The 16,433-nt window shown below is 63.5% G+C and carries 15 protein-coding genes and 1 tRNA gene; 5 read left to right on the top strand and 11 right to left on the bottom strand.

The annotated features are described in order from the left end of the window. Nucleotides 1-59: 59 nt before the first annotated feature. The gene (locus tag AC0L30_RS11285; protein WP_035992875.1) at nucleotides 60-632 is read left to right on the top strand and encodes an invasion associated locus B family protein; all 573 of its coding nucleotides are present in this window, start codon (nucleotides 60-62) and stop codon (nucleotides 630-632) included. Between the two features lie 315 nt (nucleotides 633-947). On the opposite strand, the gene AC0L30_RS11280 is transcribed toward AC0L30_RS11285, so the two are convergent. Beyond that, nucleotides 948-1,310, bottom strand: a complete 363-nt coding sequence (locus AC0L30_RS11280) for a DUF1428 domain-containing protein (protein ID WP_007592362.1) — start codon at nucleotides 1,308-1,310, stop codon at nucleotides 948-950. A 299-nt stretch (nucleotides 1,311-1,609) separates the two neighbouring features. On the opposite strand from AC0L30_RS11280, the gene AC0L30_RS11275 reads away from it, so the two are divergent. Next, nucleotides 1,610-1,683, top strand: a tRNA-Gln gene (locus AC0L30_RS11275). A 58-nt stretch (nucleotides 1,684-1,741) separates the two neighbouring features. Here the strand turns inward: AC0L30_RS11275 and rnz are convergent. Then, nucleotides 1,742-2,644 (bottom strand): ribonuclease Z, encoded by a 903-nt coding sequence (gene rnz, locus AC0L30_RS11270; RefSeq protein ID WP_007592364.1) that lies wholly within the window; start codon nucleotides 2,642-2,644, stop codon nucleotides 1,742-1,744. A gap of 253 nt (nucleotides 2,645-2,897) precedes the next feature. Between rnz and AC0L30_RS11265 the strand changes: the two genes are divergently transcribed. Beyond that, complete coding sequence (locus AC0L30_RS11265) at nucleotides 2,898-4,388, top strand: amidase (RefSeq protein WP_473404312.1); 1,491 nt, start codon at nucleotides 2,898-2,900, stop codon at nucleotides 4,386-4,388. A 21-nt stretch (nucleotides 4,389-4,409) separates the two neighbouring features. Here the strand turns inward: AC0L30_RS11265 and AC0L30_RS11260 are convergent, their stop codons facing one another. Then, nucleotides 4,410-5,015, bottom strand: coding sequence for a TetR/AcrR family transcriptional regulator (locus AC0L30_RS11260; RefSeq protein ID WP_007592368.1), 606 nt, complete (start codon nucleotides 5,013-5,015; stop codon nucleotides 4,410-4,412). Nucleotides 5,016-5,215: 200 nt separating this feature from the next. On the opposite strand from AC0L30_RS11260, the gene AC0L30_RS11255 reads away from it, so the two are divergent. Together AC0L30_RS11255 and AC0L30_RS11250 are read left to right on the top strand one after the other, a co-directional pair. Next, the gene (locus tag AC0L30_RS11255; RefSeq protein WP_473404311.1) at nucleotides 5,216-6,457 is read left to right on the top strand and encodes an efflux RND transporter periplasmic adaptor subunit; all 1,242 of its coding nucleotides are present in this window, start codon (nucleotides 5,216-5,218) and stop codon (nucleotides 6,455-6,457) included. 151 nt (nucleotides 6,458-6,608) lie between these two features. Further along, the gene (locus tag AC0L30_RS11250) at nucleotides 6,609-9,797 is read left to right on the top strand and encodes an efflux RND transporter permease subunit (RefSeq protein WP_007592372.1); all 3,189 of its coding nucleotides are present in this window, start codon (nucleotides 6,609-6,611) and stop codon (nucleotides 9,795-9,797) included. Here the strand turns inward: AC0L30_RS11250 and AC0L30_RS11245 are convergent. From AC0L30_RS11245 to AC0L30_RS11210, 8 genes are all read right to left on the bottom strand, one after another. Further along, nucleotides 9,794-10,522, bottom strand: coding sequence for a sulfite exporter TauE/SafE family protein (locus tag AC0L30_RS11245; protein ID WP_473404310.1), 729 nt, complete (start codon nucleotides 10,520-10,522; stop codon nucleotides 9,794-9,796). The two genes, AC0L30_RS11250 and AC0L30_RS11245, sit on opposite strands and share 4 nt — an antisense overlap. Nucleotides 10,523-10,536: 14 nt before the next feature. After that, a complete protein-coding gene (locus tag AC0L30_RS11240; protein ID WP_354127888.1) occupies nucleotides 10,537-10,713 on the bottom strand; it encodes a hypothetical protein in 177 nt (58 codons plus the stop codon). Then, nucleotides 10,706-10,963 (bottom strand): hypothetical protein, encoded by a 258-nt coding sequence (locus tag AC0L30_RS11235; RefSeq protein ID WP_007592378.1) that lies wholly within the window; start codon nucleotides 10,961-10,963, stop codon nucleotides 10,706-10,708. Before AC0L30_RS11235 ends, AC0L30_RS11240 begins: the two co-directional genes overlap by 8 nt. Before the next feature lie 230 nt (nucleotides 10,964-11,193). Next, nucleotides 11,194-12,312 (bottom strand): helix-turn-helix transcriptional regulator, encoded by a 1,119-nt coding sequence (locus AC0L30_RS11230; RefSeq protein WP_007592380.1) that lies wholly within the window; start codon nucleotides 12,310-12,312, stop codon nucleotides 11,194-11,196. 111 nt (nucleotides 12,313-12,423) lie between these two features. Continuing rightward, complete coding sequence (locus tag AC0L30_RS11225; protein WP_473404309.1) at nucleotides 12,424-13,542, bottom strand: helix-turn-helix transcriptional regulator; 1,119 nt, start codon at nucleotides 13,540-13,542, stop codon at nucleotides 12,424-12,426. A 151-nt stretch (nucleotides 13,543-13,693) separates the two neighbouring features. Then, nucleotides 13,694-13,942, bottom strand: coding sequence for a DUF6894 family protein (locus tag AC0L30_RS11220; RefSeq protein ID WP_354127885.1), 249 nt, complete (start codon nucleotides 13,940-13,942; stop codon nucleotides 13,694-13,696). 76 nt (nucleotides 13,943-14,018) lie between these two features. Beyond that, nucleotides 14,019-14,990, bottom strand: coding sequence for a helix-turn-helix transcriptional regulator (locus tag AC0L30_RS11215; RefSeq protein ID WP_219684629.1), 972 nt, complete (start codon nucleotides 14,988-14,990; stop codon nucleotides 14,019-14,021). A gap of 231 nt (nucleotides 14,991-15,221) precedes the next feature. Next, on the bottom strand, nucleotides 15,222-16,379 hold the full coding sequence (locus AC0L30_RS11210) for a helix-turn-helix transcriptional regulator (RefSeq protein ID WP_473404308.1): 1,158 nt from the start codon (nucleotides 16,377-16,379) through the stop codon (nucleotides 15,222-15,224). Nucleotides 16,380-16,433 lie beyond the last annotated feature (54 nt).

Genomic DNA, 16,433 nt, shown 5'->3' with positions numbered 1-16,433 from the left:
CACCGCGCGCCTCACGACGTTACAGCGAGGCCCTCGCTTCACGTCAACGCGGTTTTGCCATGCCCATGCAATCCAGACTTGTCGCCCTTATCGCCGCTGTCCTGTTGTCGGCGGGTGCCGCGCATGCCCAGCAAGGCGCCAAGAAGAACGCGGCTCCCTCTGCCCCGGCGGCACAGCCCGCACCGGCTCCGGCGCAACCGCAGGCTGACGGCGCTCCGGCGCAGCAGCCCGGCTGGGTCGTGCGCTGCACCAGCGTCAGCCGCGACGCACCGCTCGAATGCGCGATGGAGCAGAACGCGGTCCTGACCAAGACCGGCCAGACCATCGTCCTGATCAACATCCGCATCGCGCCCGACACCCGCACACCGGTGGCGCTGCTGCAATTGCCGCTCGGCCTCAACCTTCCCATCGGCGCCAAGCTCCAGGTCGACGACGGCAAGACGATCGATCTCCAGATCCAGACCTGCGAGAACCGCGGCTGCTACGCCTCGACGCCGATCGCACCGGACCTGCTTGCGACCTTGCGGTCTGGCAAACAGCTCAAGGTCTCCTTCCAGAACATGGCCAAGGAAACGATCGCGATCCCGATGCCGCTCGGCGATTTCGCGGCGGCCTACGACAAGATCAAGTAGCTCTTTCGCGCGTTCACTGCCGCGCCATCTGCGCGTTGCCGACGGCGTCGCCGTCGAGCTTCTGGTCGTCGTGCATGGTGACGGTGACGCGCGAGAGCCGTCCTTCGAATTCGAACGGCGTCACGCAATGCGACACCGGGCTGCCTCGGTCGCGGCCGACGGCATCTTGCGCTCCGAGCGGACGATCTGATGACTGCCGCCGATGTTGAGGTCGTGCACGAGATGGCCGGCCTTGACGTAAAGGCTATATCGGCAAGTGACGGCTTGCCACGAGGCTGCATTGACAAGCAGCGACGTGTGGGCTGGTCAGCGCCCTCACCACACGGGGTCGCTCGCCCTCAGCAGCGTCGTGAAGCCGCCATAGATCATGCGTTTGCCGTCGAACGGCATGCCGTCCAACTTCAGCCGCGGGTCCGCCATCACCTTCTTGTTGACGGCGTCGCGAGTCTCCCGGTCGCGATAGACGATCCAGGAAAACACCACGATCTCGTTCTCCTTCGCCATCACGGCACGCGGAAACGAGGTGAGCTCGCCATAGGGCACGTCGTCGCCGATGCATTCGACGTAATCGAGCGCACCGTGCTCCATCCAGATCGCGCAGGCCGTTTTCGCCAGCGCCTTGTAAGCCTCGATCTTGTCCTTCGGCACGGCCAGCACGAAACCATCGACATAGGGCATCACGGATCTCCTTGGTGTGTGTGTCCGAAGGACGATGCGGCGCCTGACGATCCGACCAGGAAGCGTGATTTTCGGATGAGGCAAACGGTCGCGCGCCGCCGGGGCGCGCCGCCGGAGTCCGCGATCCCACGGCCCGCACGCCCCAAGTGGACCGCAAAACACCCTGCCTCGCAGCGCTTGCCAGCCCACAGCCGAGCGGGTAGAAACCCTCCCACGCCTGAGCCGTGATTTGCGCGATAAGTGCCATCGGCCACAGCCGGACAAATCAACAAGTCATTGAATTTGTTCGGCTATTCCGTTGGGGAATGGTGTAACGGTAGCACAACAGACTCTGACTCTGTTTGTCTAGGTTCGAATCCTAGTTCCCCAGCCACTCCAGATAGGCAGCTCACAATCAGATCGTCAGAGGTTGCGCTCTATTTGAGCGGCCGCTAAATCACGATGCGATCGAAGTCGGCGGCGATCCGCGTGTTCGGAAAAATCATGGTCGCTTCGGCCAAAATCTCTTCGTCCCGATAACGCCCCGACATGTGATTCAGCACGAGTTGCCCGACATTGTTCGCAGCGGCAAATGAAGCCGCCTCGCGTGCGGTGAGGTGGCCATAATCCCGTGCGGTCGCGGCGTCTCGATCGAGGAAGGTCGCCTCGATCACCAGCAGATCGGCGTTGGCGACATGTTCGGACAGCCCGTCGGTAGTTTCGGTGTCGCCGATGACCACGAGCTTCCTGCCGCCGCTCGGTGGCCTCAGAACGTCTTCCGAATCGATCGTACGGCCGGCGATCACGACTGGTCGTCCCGCGGCCAGTTCTCCACGTAGCGGCCCATCGGGAACACCGAGTTCGGCGAGGCGCTCCCGCTCAAGATGGCGACGTGCGGGACTCTGGAAGCAAAAACCAAAGCTGTCGGTGTCGCGGTGGCGAACCGGAAAGCAGTCGATGGTGAAGTCGCCGGCGTCGATAACCTGTCCTTCGGCTAGCGGTGCGAACTCCACAGGGATCGGCGCCCTGCCCGCGCCCCACAGGCCGGCAAGCATGCGGGTGACGATGTCGAGCGTGCCCTGGCCTCCATGGACGGTCATCACGTCCGATTGCTGGCGCAACCCCAGCGTCGAGAAGAGACCGGGGATGCCGAGCACGTGATCGAGATGGGCATGCGTCAGCAGGATGCGGCCAAGCCGTCGAAAGCCCGCGCCGCTGCGCAGCAACTGGCGCTGCGTACCCTCGCCGCAATCGATGAGGACGCGCTTGCCCGCCGCCTCCACCAGGAGAGCCGGATGGTTGCGCTCCGCCGACGGAACGCTGGCGGAGGTCCCAAGGAATGTCAGGGCGAACATGCTCGTCAGTATCCAGGCTTCACCGCCCCCAATGCCACGTGAGTAGCAGCGCGTACAGAGCCCATAGAGCGCCGCAAGAGTGCGTATCCCGCGATCTGATGGCCGGGCGCCGCCTTCGGCCCCCGACCGGCGGACAGATCTGGTTCCCGTTGCGCGGCCTCCTCATCCCATCTGCCAAATTGCATGCTCGATACTCGGATCGATTTGCAGCCGAGCGACATCGACGCGGCGATGCAAGACAATGGAGATCGTGATGCCGCCCGGATCGACCGCCACTGACTGGGACTATGGTTCGATCAGCACATTGCTGAGCGCCCTACACGCGCGCAACATTTCTGCGTCGGAGTTGATCGAGCATACGATCGCGCGCATCGAGGCGCTGGACGGGCGGATCAATGCCGTCATCGTTCGCGATTTCGATCACGCACGAGACGCCGCGCGCGCCGCCGATGCCGCGCTTGGCCGCGGCGAGCGGCAGCCATTGCTCGGCATCCCCGTGACGTTGAAAGAACCATTCAACGTCGCCGGCCTGCCGACGACATGGGGCTTTCCGCAGTTCAGGGATTTCCAACCGGCGGAAGACGCCCTTGTCGTCTCGCGGTTGAAGGCGGCGGGCGCTGTCATCATCGGCAAGACCAATATCCCGATCGGTCTGCGGGATTTTCAGAGCTACAATGAGATCTACGGGACGACGAACAATCCGTGGGATCTCGGCCGATCGCCCGGCGGCTCCTCAGGCGGATCGGGCGCGGCGCTGGCCGCAGGGTTCGGTCCGCTCTCGATCGGCTCGGATATCGGCGGCTCGATCCGGGTGCCGGCACATTTCTGCGGTGTGTTCGGACACAAGCCGAGCCACGGCCTGGTCCCGCTGCGCGGATACAACCTGCCGCCGGCGCCGCCCGTGCCTGGCCAGGGCGATCTGGCTGTCGTCGGGCCGATGACGCGCACCGCCTCGGATCTCGCACTCGCGCTCGACGTGATCGCGGGGCCGGATGAGACGCGCGACGGGATCGGCTATCGTCTTGCGCTGCCGGCCCCGCGACACGACCAGCTCAGGGATTTCAGGATCCTCGTGATCGATACGCATCCGTTGATGCCGACGGGCGATGCCGTGCGTTCCGCCATCGGGCGGCTGTCGGAACGGCTCGAACGATCAGGCGGACGGGTCGCGCGCTCGAGTGCGTCACTGCCCGATCTCGCCGAATCCGCGCGGCTCTACATGAAGCTGTTGAACGCGGCGCGAAGTCCGCGCCTGACACCGGCCGCCCTCGCAGAGGCGCAAGGCGTTGCCGCGGCACTCTCGCCCGACGACCGCAGCCTGCAGGCCGAGCGCGCGCGCGGCTGGGGCATGATCCATCGCGAATGGCTCGCGACCGATGCGGCGCGCTTGCGGCTGCAACAACGGTGGCAGGAGCTGTTCCGCGATTTCGACGCAGTGATCTACCCGGCCGCCGCCGTGCCGGCCTTTCCACAGGACCAGTCCGAGCCGTTCGACGCGCGGCAACTCGATATCGATAGACAGCTGTATCCCTATGCCGATGCGTGCTTCATCTGGGCAGACCCCGCTTCGACCTGCGGACTGCCTGCGACGGCCGTTCCGATCGAGCGCACGCCATCGGGCCTGCCAATCGGCGTCCAGATCATCGGGCCTTATCTCGAGGATCGCACTACGATTGCGCTCGCCGGATTGATCGAACGCGCGTTCGGCGGCTTCGTCCCGCCACCGTTGTTGGCTGCAAAGTAATCGCGAGCTGATCGAGGGCGATTAAGTTCTGTCGGCCGACTGGGCCTCGACCGCCTGCACGGCCACGCTCGCGACCTGCTGCAATGCCTCGCGATCAGAGCCTGAGGACGCCATCACGCCCATGCCGACCGAGACGGCCGAGACGTAGCGCGCGAGTGCCGCGGGATCCGAGGTCGGCTTGAGATCGCCTTCGGCCTTGGCGCGGATGAAACGGTCGCGAAGCTGGTCCTCGTTCTCCGCGCGGCGGGCGGCGAGCTCGAAGGGGACGCTCTCTGATCCGGTGCCGCACGCAATGCCGCCCTGCACGAGCAGGCAGCCGGGCGGGTTGGCCGGATCGGTCTGCTTGTCGGCGATGCCCATCAGCATCCGTTCGGCGACGTCGCGGGCTGTGGGCGCGGCCACCACCTCGTCCATCCAGACGTTGCGCAGTTTTGTATAGCGGTCGAGCGCGGCCTTCAGCAGCCCTTCCTTGTTGCCGAAACAGGCATAGAGGCTGGGCGGATTGATGCCCATAGCCTCGGTCAACTGAGCGATCGTGGCACCCTCATAGCCATGGCGCCAAAACACTTCCATCGCCTGATCCAACGCCGTCTCGGCGTCGAATTCGCGGGGGCGTCCCATGCCCATGTGCCTGTTCTCCTCGAAATCGGCGTCGTCCCTGACCTAACGCCTGATCCTATCTATTTGTTCTCGCTTTATTTTCTCTTCCACTTGCCAACTCTTGCGGTAAGCGGCTACAATTTTCTTAGCGGACGGTACATAAGTATCTTGCGCTGCGGTATCCAGCTCCACATCTGTAGTGAACACTACATATCTGGAGCGCGCAAATGCCCCCCTCCCAAAATACCTCTCGCCCTGGCCGTGTCCGCCGCCTTCTCGGCGGTGTCGCCATCGTGGGCGCTCTCGTCGTAGCCGGCTCGATCGCGACCGGCCATTACTTTCGTGCCGCGCAGGCGACCGCGACCGCCGCGGCCGAGCAAGCCGTCCCCGTCACTGTCGCGCTGATCGAACCAAAGCAGACGGTGCTCTGGGACGATTTCTCCGGCCGGCTCGAGGCGATCCAACGCGTCGAGCTTCGCCCGCGCGTGGCTGGCGCGATCCTGTCGGCCAACTTCACCGAAGGCGCGCTGGTGAAGGCCGGTGACGTTCTGTTCAAGATCGATCCGGCGCCTTACGCGGCCGAGGTCGACAAGGCCGCCGCCCAGGTCGAAGCGGCGAAAGCGCGCGTGGTGTTCACGCAGAGCGAGCTCGAGCGCGGCGCGCAGCTGGTCGGCAACGCCGTGGTGACGCGGCGCGACTACGACCAGCGCGACAATGCCTACCGCGAGGCCATCGCCAACGTGAAGGCGGCCGAGGCGACGCTCCAGACCGCAAAGCTCAATCTCGACTACACCGAGGTGCGCGCGCCCGTGGACGGCCGCGTCGGCAAGATCGAGATCACCGTCGGCAATCTCGTCGCCGCCGGCACCGCCTCCCCCGTGCTGACCTCGCTGGTCTCGGTCAATCCGATCTACGCGTCGTTCGATGCGGATGAGGAGGTGGTGCTGCGGGCGCTGAACTCGATCGCAGATAGCACCGGCAAGCGCGGCAATCTCGACCAGATCCCGGTGGAGATGGCGACCTCGGGCGGCCTCTCGGCGAAGGGCCACATCCAGCTCATCGACAACCAGGTCAACGGCCAGAGCGGCACCATCCGTGTCCGCGCGGTGTTCAGAAACGAGGACGGGCGTCTCATCCCCGGTCAGTTCGCCCGCGTGCGCATGGGCCAGCCAAAGCAGCAGGCGCTGGTCATGATCGACGAGCGCGCGATCGGCACCGACCAGGACAAGAAGTTCGTGATGGCGGTCGGCGACGACAGCCGCGCGGTCTATCGGCCGATCACGCTCGGGGGCGCGGTCGATGGCTTGCGCATCGTCACCGCGGGCCTGAAGTCCGGCGACCGCATCGTCGTTAACGGCCTCCAGCGCGTGCGCCCGGGCGCCCTGCTTAAGACGGAGATCGCGGCAATGGGCGCGCGCGGGCCGCAGCAGGCCTCCAACCACAGTAATCAGGACGTCGTGCAGCGTTAGCGTCTCCGCCATGCCGGAACGCGCGGGCAGCGCGAGCCGGATTGTCGAATTGGTTGAACTACCAAGACATCACTTCTGGATTTCCAGGTTTGCGGGCTTTGCCCGCGCCCGGGAATGACGGGAGAGCTGTCTCTCGCGCAGGGGCAAAGCCATGAATCTCTCGAAGTTCTTCATTGATCGTCCGATTTTTGCCGGCGTCTTGTCGGTCCTGATCTTCCTCGCCGGCCTGATCTCGCTGTTCGCGATGCCGATCTCGGAATATCCCGACGTCGTGCCGCCCTCCGTCCTCGTGCGCGCGACCTATCCCGGCGCCAATCCCAAGGTGATCGCCGAGACGGTGGCGACTCCCATCGAGGAGCAGATCAACGGCGTCGAAGGCATGCTCTACATGTCGAGCCAGGCCACCACCGACGGCGCGATGACGCTGACGGTGACGTTCCGGCTCGGCACCGACCCCGATAAGGCGACGCAGCTGGTGCAGAACCGCGTGCAGCAGGCCGAGCCGCGCCTGCCCGCTGTGGTGCGCCAGCTCGGCATCATCACCAAGAAGTCGTCGCCCGACCTCACTATGGTCGTGCATCTGTTGTCGCCCAACGGGCGCTACGACATGACCTATTTGCGCAATTACGCCGTGCTCAACGTCAAGGACCGCCTTGCACGGATCGACGGCGTCGGCGATGTCCAGCTCTATGGCGCCGGCGACTATTCGATGCGGGTCTGGGTCGACCCGCAGAAGGCCGCCGAACACGGACTGACTGCGAGCGACATCGTCAAGGCAATCCAGGCGCAGAACGTCGAGGCGGCCGCCGGCGTGGTCGGCTCCTCCCCGAACGTCAAGGGCATCGACCTGCAGCTGTCCGTCAATGCGGAAGGGCGGCTCGCGAACGAAGAGCAATTCGGCGACATCGTGGTCAAGACCGGTACGCGTGGCGAAGTCGTGCGCTTGCGCGACGTCGCCCGCATCGAGCTCGGCGCGTCCGAATACGGCCTGCGCTCGCTGCTCGACAACAAGCAGGCGGTGGCGATCCCGATCTTCCAGGCGCCCGGTTCCAACGCGCTGGAGATATCCGATCACGTCCGTGCCACCATGGCCGAGATCAAGAAGAACATGCCGGAAGGCGTGTCCTACCAGATCGTCTACGATCCCACCCAGTTCGTGCGCTCCTCGATCGAGGCCGTCATCCACACGCTGCTGGAGGCGATCGCGCTGGTGGTGCTGGTGGTGATCCTGTTCCTGCAGACCTGGCGCGCTTCGATCATTCCCCTGCTCGCGGTGCCGGTATCGATCGTCGGCACTTTCGCGGTGATGCACGTGTTCGGCTTCTCGATCAACGCGCTCAGCCTGTTCGGGCTCGTGCTCGCGATCGGTATCGTGGTCGACGACGCCATCGTCGTGGTCGAGAACGTCGAGCGCAATATCGAGGGCGGGCTGTCGCCGCGCGATGCGACCTATCAGGCGATGCGTGAAGTTTCCGGCCCGATCATCGCGATCGCGATGGTGCTGATCGCGGTCTTCGTGCCCCTCGCCTTCATCTCCGGCCTCACCGGGCAGTTCTACAAGCAGTTCGCGCTGACGATCGCGATCTCAACCGTGATCTCCGCCATCAATTCGCTGACGCTGTCGCCGGCGCTGTCGGCGCTGCTGCTCAAGGGACACAATGAGCCTAAGGACCGGCTGACGATCATCATGGAAAAGGGCCTCGGCTGGTTCTTCCGCGGATTCAACAAGGTGTTCACACGCTCGTCAGAGAATTACAGCGGCACCGTCACCAAGGTGATCTCGGGCAAGGCTGCGGTGATGGGGCTCTATGTGGTGTTGGTCGGCGTGACCGCGCTCCTGTTCCAGCAGGTGCCGAGTGGCTTCGTGCCGGGCCAGGACAAGCAATATCTGGTCGGCTTCTCGCGGCTGCCTGACGGTGCAGCGCTCGATCGCACTGAAGAGGTGATCCGCAAGATGAGCGACATCGCGCTGACCCAGCCCGGTGTCGAGAGTTCGGTCGCCTTTCCGGGCCTGTCGATCGCCGGCTTCACCAACTCCTCCAATGCTGGCATCGTGTTCTCCACGCTCAAGCCGTTCGACGAGCGCAAGGATCCTTCGCTCAGCGGCCCCGCGCTCGCGGCCGAGCTGAACAAGAAATATGCCGGCATCCAGGAAGCCTTCATCGCCATGTTCCCGCCGCCGCCGGTCAACGGCCTCGGCACCATCGGCGGCTTCAAGCTGCAGATCGAGGACCGTGCCGGTCTCGGCTATGAGGCGCTGAACGAGGCGACCAAGGCGTTCATGGCGGCGATGCAGAAGGCGCCGGAGATCGCCGGCGTGTTCTCGAGCTTCCAGGTCAACGTGCCCCAGCTGTTCGCCGACATCGACCGCACCAAGGCGCTCCAATTGGGCGTGCCCGTGACGGAGGTGTTCAACACGCTGCAGATCTACCTGGGCTCCTACTACGTCAACGACTTCAACAAGTTTGGCCGCACCTATTCGGTCCGGGTGCAGGCCGACGCGCCGTTCCGCGCCCGCGCCGACGACATCCGGCAGTTGAAGGTGCGCTCGTCCTCGGGCGACATGGTGCCGCTCTCGGCGCTGTTGAGCGTTCGCCAGAGCGCAGGTCCCGAGCGCGCGATCCGCTACAACGGCTTCCTGTCCTCCGACATCAACGCGGCGGCTGCGCCCGGCTTCTCCTCCGGTCAGGCGCAGGAGGTCGCGACGCGGATCGCGGCGGAGACGCTGCCGCCCGGCTTTGCCTTCGAATGGACCGACTTGACCTATCAGGAGTTCATCGCCGGCAATTCCGGACTGTGGGTGTTCCCGCTGGCGATCCTCCTGGTGTTCCTGGTGCTGGCCGCGCTCTATGAGAGCCTGACCCTGCCGCTCTCGATCATCATGATCGTGCCGATGGGCCTGCTGGCTGCGATGTTCGGCGTCTGGATCTCCAAGGGCGACAACAACGTCTTCACCCAGATCGGCTTGATCGTGCTGGTGGGCCTCTCGGCCAAGAACGCGATCCTGATCGTCGAATTCGCGCGCGAGCTCGAATTTGCGGGACGCACGCCGATCCGGGCTGCGATCGAGGCGAGCCGCTTACGGCTTCGTCCAATCCTGATGACGTCGATGGCGTTCATCATGGGCGTGCTGCCGCTGGTGCTCTCGACCGGTGCAGGCTCGGAGATGCGGCGCGCCATGGGCGTTGCCGTGTTCTCCGGCATGATCGGCGTCACCGTGTTCGGCCTGTTCCTGACGCCGGTGTTCTATGTGCTGCTGCGGACCGTTACCGGCATGAAGCCGCTGGTCCATCACGGCAGCGACATCAGCGCGGCACCGGTTCAGGGCGCCGGGCACTAGATCAGGGAAATCCCCGACAGCAACAACAGAACGAGCACGGTCTTGCGGAAGACCGTCTCGTTGACCCTGTGGAAGGCGATCACGCCGAGCGCGGCTCCTGCGAACAGCGCCGGCAGGCTGACCGCGAGATCGACGAAGACTTTCGACGACAGATCCTGATGTCCGACCAGCAGCGCGATCGCGAACACCTGCATCGCGGCGATGAACGGCTGCACCAGGCCGCGCTGCTCGCTCTTGGGCATGCCGCGCATGTCGCACCAAATCGTCGGGATCGCGCCGGGCATCGCGGTCAGCCCGCCGACCAGCCCTCCCCCGAACCCGATCAACGCGACCCAGTGCCGCCCGACCGCCTCGCCGGCCGTCACCAGCGTCGGCCGCAGCAGCATGTAGGCCGCATAGAGTGCAACGATAATGCCGAAGCCGCGCCGGAGCAGATGCGTATCAGTGCTCTGGAGCAGCGATACCGCGATGGGAACGCCGATCAAGCCACCGACGATCAGCAGCAGACTGCCTTCCCAGCGGATATTGCGCCGAAGCGCCCACAGATTGGTGGCCTGCACGCCGATGCTGCACGCCATCATCAGCGGCACGGCTTCGAGCGGCTGAAACACCCGGAGCAGGATGGCGCCCGCCACTGCGGAAAAGGCAAAACCTGAGAGCCCGGAGACGAAGGCACCGGCGAACACGGCAACGCTGAGCAGCATCAGAGTCGTGACATCAGGCACAATCCGCCCTCCGGTCAGTCGTAGGGAATTTGCGAGACAGGGATATCGGCGCTCTCGGTGCAAACGACCGGCACGAGTGGAACCGACGGATGCGCGTAAGCGTGCGATCGCTCCAGCATCGCGAGGCCGACCAGTTGGAGAGCAACGAGCGCCGCGGTCAGCGCAATGGCGACGATGCTGACGTTACGCACGCTCGAATTTGGGATGGCCGGTCGTGCGCTCGCGCGGATCAACTCCGTTGGCATTTTCAAAAGTATCCTCTTCGCGGGAGACGGGAATAATTTCATTCAAACACGGCGCTTCGTGCGGCTGGTCCAGCAGGTGGCGATAGCGTTGCAACACGCGCTGCGCGTCGATTTCCCGCTGCGCGCGGAGTATCGCGCCTATGCGGGCGACGATATCGCGGAACCTGCCTGTCAGAACCGGTGACGTCGTTCGCATGACAATCTCCTCTCAACCTGTTCGAGAGATTGACGGGATCCACTTCCGCCTACAGTGAGTTGCTTCACACAAATGCCTGACGCGTCGAACAACAGACCGTGTGATGTTCAGTAGAATAGCGCGTGGAAAATCGCGTCATTCGATCGAACGACGTGCGATAACTTTCTAATGATGCTTCTGATTGAACCTATTGCGAGCTGCAGCGACTCGCGTGTGTTTTTGAAGGCGTCTCAGTGCACGAGCGGATTGGAGAATCCAGCTGCGAGCTTGACGAGATCGGCCTGACGAGAAACGCCGGTCTTGGCGAACACGCGATGCAGATGCGTCTTCACCGTCGTCTCCGCGATACCGAGCGCAACCGCCGTCTCCGGCACGCCGCCGACATCGACGATCGACTGCAAGACCCTCAGTTCCGCAGGCGTGAGTTCGAAGGTGCGGTCAATGAGACCGGCACACGAGCGGCCGTCGAGCTCCGCTTTCCAGATGAACAAGGCTCCGACGGCCGAACTGCGCTCGGCCCTACCCTCGCGCAGCAGTGATGGCAGCGCGATGATTTGCGCGACGTAGTAAGAACCGTCATGCGACATCAGCGGAATTTTCCGTCCCGAAGATGCCGCCAACGCGACCTCGCTTGTGTCACGGAAAATATCGCGCAGGGCCGAATTAGCAGCGGAGGATCTTGCCACCAGCCGGCCCGAGACAGACCGCAGGACATCGTCGACGGCCAGGATCGTCGCCGCGGCCGGATTGCTGTGGACGATATGACAGGTCGAATCGAGCAGGATGACACCGGCATTCAGTTGGTCCACGACGTCGGCGAGCGCGATCGCGCGCTGCTGCTTCCGCTCGATTGCCCGGTTGATCAGCAACGCCCGGCTCGCATGCGGAGCCAGGAACTGCATCCGCGCCCGTTGCTCGGCATCGAGCATCTCCCTGCCCGGGATCACGGTCATCAGCATCGGAGACGGCGACTTCGACTGCTCCAGCACCACGTTGGCGACGTCGACGCAGCCCTGGGGGCGCAGCCATTCCTGGTAGAAGCGGCCGCGGCGATATTCGTCGAAATCCACGAGATCGGGGATGTTGCGCACCTCGCCATAGCGCGGAAGCCGAGCAAGCGGGTCGTACCGGGAGTAGGTCTCCGCATAGAGCTGAATGTAGTGCGGATCGACCCCGCAATAATAATGCGTCGCGCCTGATTTGCTGACCGGGTCCTTCGAAATCAGACCACAGGCCTGGCTGCCGATGAAGGCATTGAGCTTGACAACGACCTCGCTCCACAACTCCGGGTGGAGACCTGCGTCATAGATAGTCTCAATCAACTCGGACGGTTTTGGAAGTCGGGGCATCGGAAGAGCCAGTAGTGACACATGGAGATGGCGACATGTTCTTCATGCCCGGCGGCTTCTTGAGTCTGGCGAGGGACGGAAAGGTTCAATCCTGAGGGCGCAATGAGCCGCCTAGTTGACCAGCGGATTGGAGAATCCTGCCGCGAGCTTGACGAGATCGGCCTGACGCGAAACGCCCGTCTTGGCGAACACGCGATGCAGATGCGTCTTCGCCGTCGTTTCTGCGATACCGAGCGCGACCGCCGTCTCCGGGACGCCGCCAACCTCGACGATCGACAAGAACACGCGCAACTCGGCCGGTGTAAGGTCGAAAGTCCGCGCGATCAATTCGCCGTAGGACTGTCCGCCGAGCGATACCTTGCGCAGGAGCAGCGCACCGACGGCATCGACCACCCGCTCGCTGCCGTGCCGCAGGACCGAGGAGAGCGGCAGGATGTGCGCGACGTAGCGCTCGCCCGAGGGCGAAAGCAGCGAAAACGCCTGCCCCTTCGCGGCAAGCTGGGCAATTTCATTGCGGGTCGCGAACGCTTCCCGCAGCGTCTGATTGGCCTCCGCACTGCTGGTCACCAGTTGCCCGGCAACGGACCGAACCAGATCGTCGGCCGCAAGCAAGTCGTGCCCCGCGGAATTCGCGTGCACCAGCCGGCAGAAGCCATCAAGCAGGAAGATGCCGCAGGCAAGATTGTCCAGGACCTCCGCCAACGCCGTCGCCAACGTCAGTTGCGAGGTCATGGCACGGTTGATCAGCAACGCACGGCTGGCGTGCGGCACGATCAGCGAGAGGCGGTGCTTCATCACCGGATCCACCATCCGGCGGCCCGACAGCACCGTCATCATCACGGGGCAGCTCGCATTCGAATTCTCGAGCACGACGTTGGCCGCATCGCTGCAACCCTGCGGCCGCATCCATTCCTGGTAAAAGCGTCCACCCCGGTATTCATCGAAATTGACGAGATCCGGAATGCTGACGATCTGGCCGTGCGGCGGCAGGACTGTCAGCGGGTCGAACTTCGAATGCGTCGCGGAATAGAGCTGGATGTAGTGCGGGTCAGCCCCGCAATAATAGTGCGTGACGCCGAATTTGCTGATGGAATCCTTGGAAAACAGTCCGCAGGCCTGGCCGCCGACGAAGTCACGAATGCCGGTGACGACATTGTTCCACAGCGAAGGATCGAGTCCGGCATCGTAGATGGCTTCGACGAGATCGGGCAGCTTCCGCGGTCCGTGCATGGCTATAAATGGCCTATGTGATCAATATCACCAAGCATACCACAACCGCACTATGCGGCATCCTCCGATCGGAGGAGGCGCCGGCCGGGCAACGAACGGACATCCGTTTCGGGCGCTACTGATGCAGAGTCGCGATACAGCACCGCGGCGCTCACGCCTGATCCCAACCGACCTTGTCCGCATTCTCCGACCACACCGCGGCACGATAGATCTCGCGCCCGACGGCGTCTCTGACCCGGATGCAGGCATCGCGGTCGCGCAAATCGTCGCGCCAGACGAACAGGTGGCTTGCCATCTCGTTGGCCACCACGAGCGTCGCTTCGGGGCATTCGAACACCATGCCGCCCGGATCGATCTTCACGATATTGCCGACGATAAGATCAAAGAAAAAACGACGCATGCAATACTCCAACTGCGGGCGGCGCACGCCCGTGCCATCTCCATCGGCATTTGACCTGAAATTCAGCCGCGCGCGGTCACGACATCTCGCCGCTCCTGACGTCACTGGGCGTGGCGCCATAAGTCCGCCGGAAGCAGCGGTTGAAATAGGAGAGATCGCCGAAGCCGACATCGTAGGCGATCGAGCTCACCGTCCGCTCGGCGTATCCGGGTTCGCGCAACATGCGATGCGCACGCTTGACGCGTTGTTCGATCAGGAACGACGAGAACGTCTTGCCGTCGGCCTCGAACAGGCGTTGGAGATAACGCGGCGTCACGCCGAGCTCCTGGGCGACCGTGGCAACCGACAGGTCCTGCCGCCAGCAATTGTTGGCGATGGAGACTTTGGCCTTCTGCAGCCGTGCCGCCTTTAGGCCGCGCCGACCGGCCATCTCCCGCGGCTCATTGGTGGCACCGAGGACGATTGCCAGAAGATCGTGCAGATGCCCGACCCCGAGCTTGCGCAAATTGGGCATCGCGAATGCCTTCTCCCGCACCAGCGTCACCGCGTAATCGACCAGCAGCCGAAGTCCCGTTGAACTCTCCGGCATGACCCGCATCACGGCGTCATCGACATCCACGATCATCGGCGCCAGCACGCGTCTCGGCACACGCAGCGAGAAACAGCTACCCAGCGACAATCGCTCGAACGTCGTGACGTCCTCCGCGCTCGTCAGGACAGCCTCTCCGGCACGGAGGCTCAGATCGTGCCCTCGCTCGGATATCCCAAGCACGCCGGATCGATTCACGATCAGGGCCAGACTATCATCGCCATCGGCAATCAGGTGCTTGGTGCGAATGATCCGCGCTCCGCACAATCCTCCGATCAGCAATTGGGCTTCCGGCAAGACGTGGGACGTGAAGCTCGCCGCGAACGGCTTTCCTTCCCTCACCTCGACCTCCGCCTTTAACACCCCGCGACAGTAGAAATCGCGAAGCAGCGGGATACGCTCGTTTTCGGGAATTTCGTTCGTTGAAACATTGATAACGGAAAAATCAAACTGGGTCACTGCAATCCTCCAACCGACGAGCAGGTCCGGCCGCGCGCTGTCGTTTCCTCACACTCGCGTTCGACGCCGTCGCGGCATCTCTTCGCCGGCGCTCGCTGCTCTTCACTTTTCTAGAACGCGATATACGAAAGTCTCAAATGACTCGCGTCCTGCATTCGGAGGACACCGGAGCTCGGCTCATCACAATGGATTGAGATTGCGGCACATAGCCGGCGAACCATGTGAAATAAATCACAAGGCATCGTCACCGTCGTTCGTGCGACGCGCGAATGGAACGGCAAAGCCGGTGGCAATCTTGACCAAGTCGGCCTGCCTGCCGGCGCCAGTCTTCTCGAACAGGCGGCCGAGATGCGTCTTCACGGTCGTTTCGGCGATGCCGAGCTTTGCCGCAATGTCGGGAACGCCGCCAATCTCGATAATTGCCATCAATACGCGCAATTCGGACGGTGTCAGCCTGAAGGCCGCAGCGATCGCATCGGCTGCGAGCCATGTCGCCGCCGATGCCTTCTGAACGAACAGCACCGTGGCTGCAGCATCTCGCGATGGAGTGCGATCGCGCTTCAAGGGAAAAGCGTGGAGCAGATAGTGCTGCCCATCAACTGATGTCGCAAGCTCGATCTGACGGGGGGCAGCGGAACGAGTTTCGTTGCCCGCATCGATTTCGCACAGGCCGCGGAATATTTTGTCCGTCTGGGTGTTGCGGGCCACGATCCGTTCACCGACCATTGCGAGCAGGCTGGCATCGGCGAACAGCCCGCGGGATGCTGCGTTGGCATGCACGACCCGGCCATCTGCGTCGAGCAGGCAGATCGCCGTGCTCAGCCCATCGAGGACATCGGCAAGGTCGTCCACGGTATGCGAGCGTGCCCTGATCTGCCGGCCCATGATTCTGGAACGCTGGAGGTGCGGAGCGAGCAGCCGCATGCGCTCGCGCATCGGCTCGTCAACGAGTCCGCGCGAGCGGTGGCGCAACACCTGCAGGATCGTGGTGCGTGTCTCCGACTTCTCGAGCGCGACGGTTGCAAGGTCAATCGCTCCTTGTGGTTCCACCCACTCGCGATAGAAGCTCGTTGCCAGGAAATCCGCCTGAGGCATGATGTCGGCTACGCCGATCGTCTGCTCCGCCGCGAGCGAGAGATGACGATCGAGCAGAGGGTCCAGCTCCACGTATCGGTCGCGATAAAGCTGGCGGAAGCGGGATTCGGTGCCAAAATGCTCGTGGATCTCGATCGAGAGCCGGGCTCTGTCCCTGGACAGGATGGTCGCGGCACATCCACCGACGAAATGCGAAACCTGTTCCAGCACCCCGCTGCGCAACGCGGGATCGACCGCCGCGTCGTAGATCTCGCCGACGAGGGACGAAAATCGATTTGCGTGGAGGATTGTCATCGGCCGGACGATGCAATCTGCCTATGGCTCGCGCGCGAGAGAGAGATCGCGATC

The organism is Bradyrhizobium sp. MI1.11 (genome assembly GCF_055811255.1).
Note: the sequence above shows the minus strand (reverse complement) of the source record. Positions and strands in the feature narration are given on the sequence as shown.